The sequence below is a fragment of the Bartonella sp. MM73XJBT.G genome, assembly GCF_028618435.1.
GTDB lineage: Bacteria > Pseudomonadota > Alphaproteobacteria > Rhizobiales > Rhizobiaceae > Bartonella.
Genome location: NZ_JAQISW010000027.1, coordinates 1 through 8774, shown reverse-complemented (window position 1 = coordinate 8774; position 8774 = coordinate 1). Strand labels below are relative to the sequence as shown.

General features: G+C 43.4%; 7 protein-coding genes and 2 pseudogenes. 3 read left to right on the top strand and 6 right to left on the bottom strand.

The window, feature by feature from the left end; all coding sequences use genetic code 11:
* Window positions 1-449: 449 nt before the first annotated feature.
* Together PVV59_RS08835 and PVV59_RS08830 are read left to right on the top strand one after the other, a co-directional pair.
* Complete coding sequence (locus PVV59_RS08835; protein WP_273755747.1) at window positions 450-1196, top strand: antA/AntB antirepressor family protein; 747 nt, start codon at window positions 450-452, stop codon at window positions 1194-1196.
* The gene (locus PVV59_RS08830) at window positions 1193-1471 is read left to right on the top strand and encodes a hypothetical protein (RefSeq protein WP_273755746.1); all 279 of its coding nucleotides are present in this window, start codon (window positions 1193-1195) and stop codon (window positions 1469-1471) included. The genes PVV59_RS08835 and PVV59_RS08830 overlap by 4 nt, the downstream gene beginning before the upstream one ends.
* Before the next feature lie 45 nt (window positions 1472-1516).
* On the opposite strand, the gene PVV59_RS08825 is transcribed toward PVV59_RS08830, so the two are convergent.
* Both PVV59_RS08825 and PVV59_RS08820 read right to left on the bottom strand, forming a co-directional pair.
* The gene (locus PVV59_RS08825) at window positions 1517-1849 is read right to left on the bottom strand and encodes a HigA family addiction module antitoxin (protein WP_273755745.1); all 333 of its coding nucleotides are present in this window, start codon (window positions 1847-1849) and stop codon (window positions 1517-1519) included.
* A 33-nt stretch (window positions 1850-1882) separates the two neighbouring features.
* Window positions 1883-2158: a type II toxin-antitoxin system RelE/ParE family toxin gene (locus tag PVV59_RS08820; protein WP_208435033.1), complete on the bottom strand. Its 276-nt coding sequence runs from the start codon at window positions 2156-2158 to the stop codon at window positions 1883-1885.
* 118 nt (window positions 2159-2276) lie between these two features.
* Here PVV59_RS08820 and PVV59_RS08815 point away from each other — a divergent pair, with 118 nt between their 5' ends.
* The gene (locus tag PVV59_RS08815; RefSeq protein ID WP_273755744.1) at window positions 2277-2456 is read left to right on the top strand and encodes a hypothetical protein; all 180 of its coding nucleotides are present in this window, start codon (window positions 2277-2279) and stop codon (window positions 2454-2456) included.
* Window positions 2457-2792: 336 nt separating this feature from the next.
* On the opposite strand, the gene PVV59_RS08810 is transcribed toward PVV59_RS08815, so the two are convergent.
* The 4 genes and pseudogenes from PVV59_RS08810 to PVV59_RS08795 form a co-directional block, all read right to left on the bottom strand.
* Window positions 2793-4232, bottom strand: coding sequence for a Bgr_08870 family protein (locus PVV59_RS08810; RefSeq protein ID WP_273755743.1), 1440 nt, complete (start codon window positions 4230-4232; stop codon window positions 2793-2795).
* A 14-nt stretch (window positions 4233-4246) separates the two neighbouring features.
* A complete protein-coding gene (locus tag PVV59_RS08805; RefSeq protein ID WP_273755742.1) occupies window positions 4247-7390 on the bottom strand; it encodes a DUF4815 domain-containing protein in 3144 nt (1047 codons plus the stop codon).
* A 1-nt stretch (window position 7391) separates the two neighbouring features.
* Window positions 7392-8437 (bottom strand): annotated as a pseudogene (locus tag PVV59_RS08800) (phage tail protein).
* Window positions 8437-8774 (bottom strand): annotated as a pseudogene (locus tag PVV59_RS08795) (baseplate assembly protein); the annotation flags it as partial. The pseudogenes PVV59_RS08800 and PVV59_RS08795, both read right to left, overlap by 1 nt.

Genomic DNA, 8774 nt, shown 5'->3' with positions numbered 1-8774 from the left:
GGGACGGGTGCCGTCGTCAACTTCGACAACTTCAACACCGTGTAGAAAACCTGTTGCCATACTTTATGCTCCTTTAAATATTGGTGAATGAAAATGAATGGGAAAAAATGAGAGGTAAAGAGCTGTGTTTTTCAGAGCTCGTCATCCAAAAATAAAAAAATTATCGAAAGATGCTTGACATTATTTCTGTACTGTATATTTTCGAATCAGGTGCCTCAAAAACACCGAACGATAAGCGGATAGATTACCGAAATAATCTTTTCCCGCCGAAATTTAAAAACTTTGACTCATCATATGCTTTGTAGCATATAGTGATTTTGTCGGGTGTGGTTACACTATACAATACCCTTGCGGGGAAAGTGTAACGACGGACTTATCGCCGTGTTTTTGAGCGCCCGGCACTCTTTATTGAGTGTCAATCAAAAACATCTAACGATAAGGAGTTCATCATGAACACTCTTATAGAAATTACGGAACAAACTGTTGGACAAGAAACTGTTCAAACAGTGAATGCGCGTGATTTGCATATATTTTTAGAAGTTAAAACCAGTTTTAAAGATTGGATTACTCGTCGTATTAAAGAATGTAAATTTAAAGAAGATTATGACTTTTGCTCTTTTTTGAGCGAAAGTTCAGGAGGACGCCCTTCTAAAGATTATGCTCTTACATTAGATATGGCTAAACACCTTTCCATGATAGAGCGTAATGATAGAGGACATGAAGCGCGTCAATACTTTATCGAATGTGAAAAACAGTTAAAACAAGTAGCAACACAACATATAGCCGCACCACAAGTTGATTATTCCAAGCCCGAAGCATTGCTTGGTGTCTTGAATCATCTACAAAGTCAAATCGAACAGAAAGATCATGTGATTGCAGAACTAACTCCAAAAGCGCAAGCTTTGGAGGGCTTAAAACGCTCTGATGGGCTGTTCGGTCTTATTGAAGCAGCAAAGATGTTAGAGGTACGACCTAAGGATTTAACGGATTACTTGCGTAAACATGATTGGGTCTATCGACGAGCTCCAGGGGCACCTTTATTACCCTATCAAGATAAGATCAAGAAAGGCTTCATGGATTGCCCTGCTATCACTATCCAAAGACCTGATGGCACAGAAAAGGTACTCCCTTCAACGAAAATCACATCGAGAGGATTGGCATGTTTGAGAGAACAAATCCATGGAGGTGTACAATGAAGGTAGATACTAACTTTTTATGTGATTTGTGGATGGCATTATCTCAATTTTCTAATGATGAAAATGTGAGCGACAAAGACTGTAGTGCTCTAGTCCAAACTATGAATGCAATAGAAAAGGTTCTCATTTTAAAACTTCAAAATGACGTGCCTAATATTACAAAGATTTTGGCAATTCTTACAGATTTTGGTTCTTCAGAGTTACCGCATAGCATGGATTCTTTGTTGCGTGCTTACGAACCAGATTGTGATAAACCCATTAAAAAGGTTGCTTAATTAAAAAACATGACTCATCTCCCCGTCTTTAAGGTGGGGAGAAGGTTACGAATGGCTCTGTTCCATTTGTATATCCACTTTTTTACTAACTTCTAGTGTTGGAATAGAAGAGACATCAATGTCCCTCAAGGCATGCCATGTATCATAATTGGCTTGAAGCTGTAGCCATAAGGCGGGTCCATTTCCTAACAATTTACCAATGCGAGCCGCTGTTACGGCTGTGACTGGACGTTCTCCTTTAAGGATGCCGTGCAAGTGCTGGCGTGATATTTGAAGAATCCGGGCAATTTCGGTTTTGCTTGCATTTAAATGTTCTAAGGATTCGGCTAAAATTTCTCCTGGATGAGTAGGACAACGATTAGGATTGCGTGTGGTCATGGATAGTCTCCTTTACAATTGATTTTAAAATCTTCAATGGTATTGCTCTAGATCAACATGGTAAACGTGTCTGTCTTTAAATTCAAAAGTGATACACCAAGGACCGTTGATATGAATTGTGTAGCGAGTTGGAGTAAAGCCTTTAAGCATATGAAAGTTATAACCTGGTACATTGATATCGCTAACTTGAGAAGCCGCGTCAAGAGTATCAAGACGGCGAATAATACGCTGTTGAAGCCTGCTATCAATCTTACTTTTTCCTGTTTCCCAGAGAGATTGGAGGTCTTTATTTTTAAATGTTTTGATCATAGCAAACTCAACAACTTTATTTTAAGTAAGATGTAATGTATTAAGTGACAATTGTCAACAAAAATGTTACAGTTAAATATTGTTAATTGAATACTGTAGAACTAAAAGAATTTAAGAAATGAATATCAAACCAATTCGTACAGAGAGAGATTATCAAGAAGCCTTAGAGATTGTGTCTGCAATGTTTGATAATCAACCTAAAGAGAATACTCCAGAATTTGATAGAATGAAAACTCTTGTTTTGTTAATTGAAGCTTATGAAACAGAACACTATCCTGTTTCTCCATCTCATGCGTAAAGAGAAGAATAGGTGCATGGAGGGGATAAATTTGCACGTCAACATCAAGGATTTTACAACCGCATCAAAGGTTGTCTGATCAAATATTGCTAAAAACTCAGATCCCTTGCCATTCTTAATAAAGCGAATACGAAGTTTAAATTTTATTGTCATTTTGCTCTCCAAATCAATGAAGAGACAATAACAATCATCACCATGCTCCATAAGACTGACAGTGTCAGTCAAAAAAAAACTTTGAGAGGGCTTTAAAAGAGCAATAAAAAGGCTTTGAAAATCATATAAAGCCTGCTTATAGAACAGCTATCCATTTGACTTGCGCTATCTTTAGTTTTCTATTTAATCTTTCCATAATCTTATAAGAACAGCACCATCAGCTCCAGCACCGCTTGAACAATCAGTCCCATGAGAACCAGCACCCCCACCACCAAAGCCACGCCCTGCTTTTCCTGAACTATAATATGAGCCTTGTCCCGTTCCTCCAGCGCCCCCCCTTGATGTATCACCCCCAGCATCACCGCCATTACCACTCATTTCTGCATTAATTCCACTCGTCCCAGCACAACCATTGCCGCCTTTAGCAAGTCCTGGATGTTCGTCTGTTGCTAAACCAAAATTTCCTCCCACGCCTCCAGCACCACCAGAGCCTGAATAGAAGGAATTCGTACTACCACCAAATCCCGAGTGAGAGATACGGGCGTCAGCTCCCCCACCACCCTTTCCTCCGGTAGCCGTCATAAAATTTTTGCCAATGGTTGTTGTTTCTCCAGGCTTACCGCTTACAAAATTCTTTGCAATAGAAGCCCCTCCTTTACCAATGATGATATTCTCGTGACCATTTAAACTGACTTTATAGCCATACCAGACGGAACAACCGCCTCCACCTCCACCTCCTCCTAATCCTATCCCAAACGCTCTACCACCACTACCTCCACCACCCCAAGCTTGGATTTCAACTTTGGTTTTATCCGTGACCCAGTCGGGCCATTCAATTTTTCCGTTCTGTGTATAGAGCAATTCAGCATCAGCAAGGGCAGTCCAATTGGTGATTTTATCGATCAAATCTTTTTTAAGACTCTTTATCTGTGCCAAGATGGCTGCATCAACTTCACTCTTGGTATAAACTCTTTCACCGTCAACGGTTAGTGGTCCTTTCAGTATGCTTCCATTTGCGCTTAAACGGGTAACCACTGATTCTGAGATTGAAAAACTTCTTCTAAGCTCGATAGAGCCGGCGGATAAATCAACTGATGGAAATACGCTAAATGGTGAATTATCGACGATCTCCAAACCACCACTCATGCTGACTGTTCTGGTAAATTTGTTCTCATTTTTCCATTCATTTGGGCTGGCTAAGCGACCATAGGCTGTAAGATCTTCATTAAGCTTGGCTCTAAATTTATCAAGCCCCACGATATCTTCAATCTTATGTTGATGAGAACCAAGCAAAGATACAGCACTGCCAAAGGTGAAGTTATTATTGCTTGATTTGTAAAGAACATAATTGTTGGCTGCGTCCTTAGCGCCCTCGATATCGCTTAAATCAGCAAAAGTGAAGGTTTTATCGGCTGCCATTTTGCCATTGAGAGCGCTTTCTAGATTTGTGATTTCGCTTATGGTATGCGTGTGTTGTAAAGGTGCTTTTTCGTTTATCTTTTCCTCAACAGCCAAAAGAGCTTGATCAATTTTGGTCAAGTTTTCCCGCAAGATTGGGAATTCAGAACTGATAAAACGACCTTCTTTAGGCAATTCCATGTCGAGTTTTTTGGTTTTTGTCATCTCTCATTTTCCCATTATAATATGCCAGCGCCAAAATCACGCACCATGGACCGTGCCGCCGGTCCACCGGTAAGCGTGAGTTTCAAGCGCGCTTGTTTGGCGCCTTTATCACTGCTGGTAAATTTTCGTTCTGTCCAAAGCGGTTCAGCGAGTTGTTCTGTTTCGTCAAGTTTCAAAGGGGTGAAAGCACCATCATCCAGTTGCATCTCCAGTGAAAAGGTTGCACCACCTGGTAAAAAGGTTTTGATATAGCTGGTCAATCTTGCTTTTTCACCAAAGGCAAAAGCACGCGTGACATAGGTAGCTTCCTTATGGATCTTTCCTGCAATCAATTGAACAGGAGCAAACAAGACGGGTGAGAGCTTCTCTGTCCCTTTGAGAATAGCGCGAAGCCTTACCTTTTCACTGATATATTCACTAAGGCTTAGCAATTGAAAGGGCAGCAGTTGATAAACCGTGCCGTTGTTTCGTTCAATTTCAAAGATGACAGAACACTCGCTTGAAGGTAACTCAACGGCTGCGCGTACTTGCAAATCAGAGCAGTCCACAAGATCAAACGTGCCTAAATCTACGGTTTTTTCTGTTTGCCTGTAGCGTGCTGCCAGCACTCGAAAGGCTAAAGCCTCATCTTGATGGGCTGTCCAGCTCTGCGCATTGACAGAAGAAAAGCGCGGACCCGTCACATAAGGGTGACTCGAGACGTATCTCTGATATTCTTTATCAAAATCTCCAAGTTTGGCGAGTGAGAGGGAATGATCAGCATCATCTGTCTTGATAACAAAAGCCGTTAAGCGGTCATCCATCACAAGGAGTGGTACATCATAGCGTGCCTCTGCCCACCCTCCCTTTGCGCCCTTCATGGAATAGGAGGTTTGTGCTTGGATATCGGCAGTCGGATAGCCATTTTCAGTGGTGACCAAATCAATCACCAGATCATGGGCTTGATTGCCAATTTTACAAAGATGAAAGTCAATACCTGTGATTTGCCGTGTTTCATCGGGGGTAAAGACTTGCGCTTGCGGGTCCACTTGCGTCCAGATCTTCACCGTGGTGGTGCGCCGCATCACTTTCACATCAATCACCCCTTGACCGGTAAAAAGCCCCGTTGCTGTTGTTCCACCTTTCCCTCGTGCAATCACATTCTTTGTCCCAGCCGTAATATTTTGTGGAATCGTGAAAGTGCCTTCAAGGATGCCTTTGGTGTTAGCAACAAGCTTTGTTTTTGGTAAAACATTCACACCATCAAAGCTAAGGCTTTCCAAGATTTCGCTACTGCCAAAACCTTCAATCTTAAAGTTCACCTTAATTTGCCTTAAGAAATCGATTTGTTCTTGTGTCGCACGCACCAAGTCATCACGGACTTCTGTTCTACGTACGCTACTGCCACGGTGTGTTCCCATATTGAGTTGATTGGTGACACCAGAGAGCCAATCGGTGCGCTGTTCATGCCAAAAGTCTGTTGCGGGGGTAAGGGTGACTGTACCAGGCAAGGGAGAAAAGTTTTGATAAGGGTTGATTTTTTCGCAAGCCGTTGTCAACTCTTGCGCAATGATCACTTCATTTGTCCAGTCAAGCGTGACAGGTGCTGTAAGATTAGCGGTGTAAAAGGTTGGATCAATGGCGAGCTGCAAAATGCCGTTGCCTACAGCCCCCGTTTGTTGAAAGCCTTCATCTCTATAAGCGTCATCAAGAAAGGGATCAGCAAACATGCCTTTTTTGGCAACAGGTTCTTTAGAGTCCACATTGCTTTTAATGCGCTCTAGTTGCATCAAGCGGTCAAGGGAGAGCACCCGTTGAAAATAGCGCCACATCTCATCATAGGGGGCAACCCGTGTGCCATCATTGACCACAAGGGGCGTTTCAAGCCAATTGTTGGTGATCGTTGCAAGAGAGAGCACATCATCAGGGACACTTGGTGCCATGGGTTGGTCTGATGAAACCCCTTTGATGTAAACCACATTGCCCCCTGTGTTAAGACCAATACGGTCAATGCGGGGGAGTTTGTAAGTGTAACTCACAATAATATCACCACTTTGCGCCCCACCTGAGACAGTGATTTCCTGCGCTGTGACTTTATCAGCCTTCACACTTGCGCGGTAACGGTACGTGACCGTATAGCTACTGCCGGGGAGTGGTTCATCCCCCACGGGTGCCCAATCAATGGTGTCTCCGGTTTTTTTAAAATCTGTGCCTTCTTTAAATTCCTTAGTTCCTTGAACGACTTTGATAAACGCGGTGATGCTTTTATCCGGCACACCATCACGCCCGGAGGCAAACGCACCACGGGTGACGTTAACGGTTTTTTCTTTTGTCAACAAAAGAGACTGAATATCAGCAATAGGAAAATAATAGGGTTTAAAGGTAAAACTTGTTTTCCCTTTTGGGGGTGCAAAAATATGCGTTTCGCTTGGAACAACGCTTGTAGAAAAATCCTCTGGCTCTTCATGGCGCAAGGCGGCAAGGCGTTTACGTTTAAAGCCATTGATATTGGCTTCTCCTTCTTGAATACTAAAGACTTGGCAACCGTTATTGGCTCCCAATGCGCTTACACGGCAGCCACTCACGATATAATGTCCATGGGCGCGGTCGTACGTCGCAATGGCTTGCATGGCGGGTTCAAGCAGTGATGGGGATTTTTGATCAATCAGAACACCATCTTGCAAGATATAAACGGGAAAGAAAGTGCCATTCTGCTCATCCTCTTTTAGTGCCCAAACAAGCTGTGCTGTTTCGCGTGCGGCACCAGGCTCTCCTTCTGCTAAGGTGCCGGCAACTTGCCCCAATAGCTCTGGATCATCTTCATGAGTTATCCATTTCTTTTGTAGCTTTACACCGATTTCTATACGTCCAACCATAGAAACATTCTCTAAGACGGCATTTGAGACGGGGAAAATATCGCCTGCGATATAAATTTTGCCATCCGTTAAAGTGACGGTCCTTGTCTCTTTGTTGACAAAAGCATCAGCCCGTTCAACGCGGTCTCCTTCTTGTGCCACAAGGCGCCCCAAGCGGTCATGCCGCCCCCTGATGATGGTTTGAACCTCATTGAGTTCACCACTTTGAATAAAGGGACGCGTGCCATAAAAGACAACGCTTTGTTGTTCCTCTTTGCCGCGAGATCTGTCAATTGCAAAGGGTAAACCACTTTCATGCTTCATATTAAAACCTCAATAAAATCTTGAATTGTTCGCGAACATCGGCACGCAAAGGAATATTAATGGGCGTTTTGAGTATCTCCACACCGCCATTGAGTTCATTGGCGTCACACCAAAGCTTGCCAACCGCTATGTTTTCTGCGGGGGTGGCATGAACGAGAACAGAAACAAATGCTGCTTGTTTGCCGTCAACATCCCGAAAATCGGTGCGCGCTGCAAGAAACAACATGGTGCCAGTTGGGGAAGGGTTAAATCTGTTGCCACAATGGCTGTAAACACCCTCCAAAGCTGGTTCGACAGGCGCTACAGCATAGCATCTGCGATACCCAATCACGCTATTTTGGCTGTCTCTTAACACGAGATAAAGTGTGCGGTTGCTAAACCACTCTGCCATGAGCATATCGCGTTCGTGCTTTTTGACCGAACACCACGGAAAATTTGCCATGTCCCATGGATAATCAATAAGGTCCCAGCTTAACTCTTCATCCCCATCATCTATCCAATTGCCAATAAGCCTGCCTTCTTCTCTTGTGAGAACGTGCTCTATCTCTGTTGTGCGTCCAAAGGAAAACAAAGTGCCCCCAGCTGTTAAACGAACACCGCTTTCATACTCCAACATGCACTCATCAAGGCGTGACATATTGCCTTCCATAGCCCCCACATCATAACCATAGGTCCCACGGCGAAAATCAGAGCGCAAACTTTTGGAAAGATCTGTGATTGCTTCAATAGCTTCAAGGCTTTTTCGTTCAGGCAACCGGTCAAAGTAGAGTTGAAAGGAATTCCACCATACCCGCCCCGTCCAGGCGGGTTGAAAGCGTGCAGAAATCCCTAGCCATTCAAGCCCCATCTCTATTGCCGCAAGAGAGCCACGTATCCTCTGCCATTGAAGCCCTTGATCAACCATGGCAAGAAACGGGGAGGGCGTGTGATTAGTTTTGCGCGTGAAATCCCCAAAACAGAACCATCAATATCTTGATGAAAATCGCAAGCATCAGCAAGGCGCTTTTCAAATTCTGTTGCGTTTGTGGGGAGGAGGGAACCAATCATTAGCGCGCACGCCCTTTGAAGTTTAAGGTGATTTTTCCAATCGATAAAACTTCTTCATCACAAACCATACTGTCCCTTGTTGGGGTAATGGCAATGACTTTTTGGACACCAGAAATCATGAGTTTTGAAATCCACCACGACAAACTTAATTCACGACCAATGGCTTGTTCTTGTCTCCATGCTGCTCTTAAATTTGTTTCCATTGTTGTAAGAATTTTCAAAGATGTTTCTGGTAACAGCCAAACATCTGCTTCTAAATCCAGCACTTTTTTGACAGCAGCGTGAACAATGATTGTATCATTGGTCATGATGATATTTTTTCTGTGAAGAGCTTCTG

Coding starts and splice junctions, on each gene's coding strand:
- PVV59_RS08835 (WP_273755747.1), top strand. CDS start 450: ATGAACACTCTTATAGAAATTACGGAACAAACTGTTGGACAAGAAACT.
- PVV59_RS08830 (WP_273755746.1), top strand. CDS start 1,193: ATGAAGGTAGATACTAACTTTTTATGTGATTTGTGGATGGCATTATCT.
- PVV59_RS08825 (WP_273755745.1), bottom strand. CDS start 1,849: ATGACCACACGCAATCCTAATCGTTGTCCTACTCATCCAGGAGAAATT.
- PVV59_RS08820 (WP_208435033.1), bottom strand. CDS start 2,158: ATGATCAAAACATTTAAAAATAAAGACCTCCAATCTCTCTGGGAAACA.
- PVV59_RS08815 (WP_273755744.1), top strand. CDS start 2,277: ATGAATATCAAACCAATTCGTACAGAGAGAGATTATCAAGAAGCCTTA.
- PVV59_RS08810 (WP_273755743.1), bottom strand. CDS start 4,232: ATGACAAAAACCAAAAAACTCGACATGGAATTGCCTAAAGAAGGTCGT.
- PVV59_RS08805 (WP_273755742.1), bottom strand. CDS start 7,390: ATGAAGCATGAAAGTGGTTTACCCTTTGCAATTGACAGATCTCGCGGC.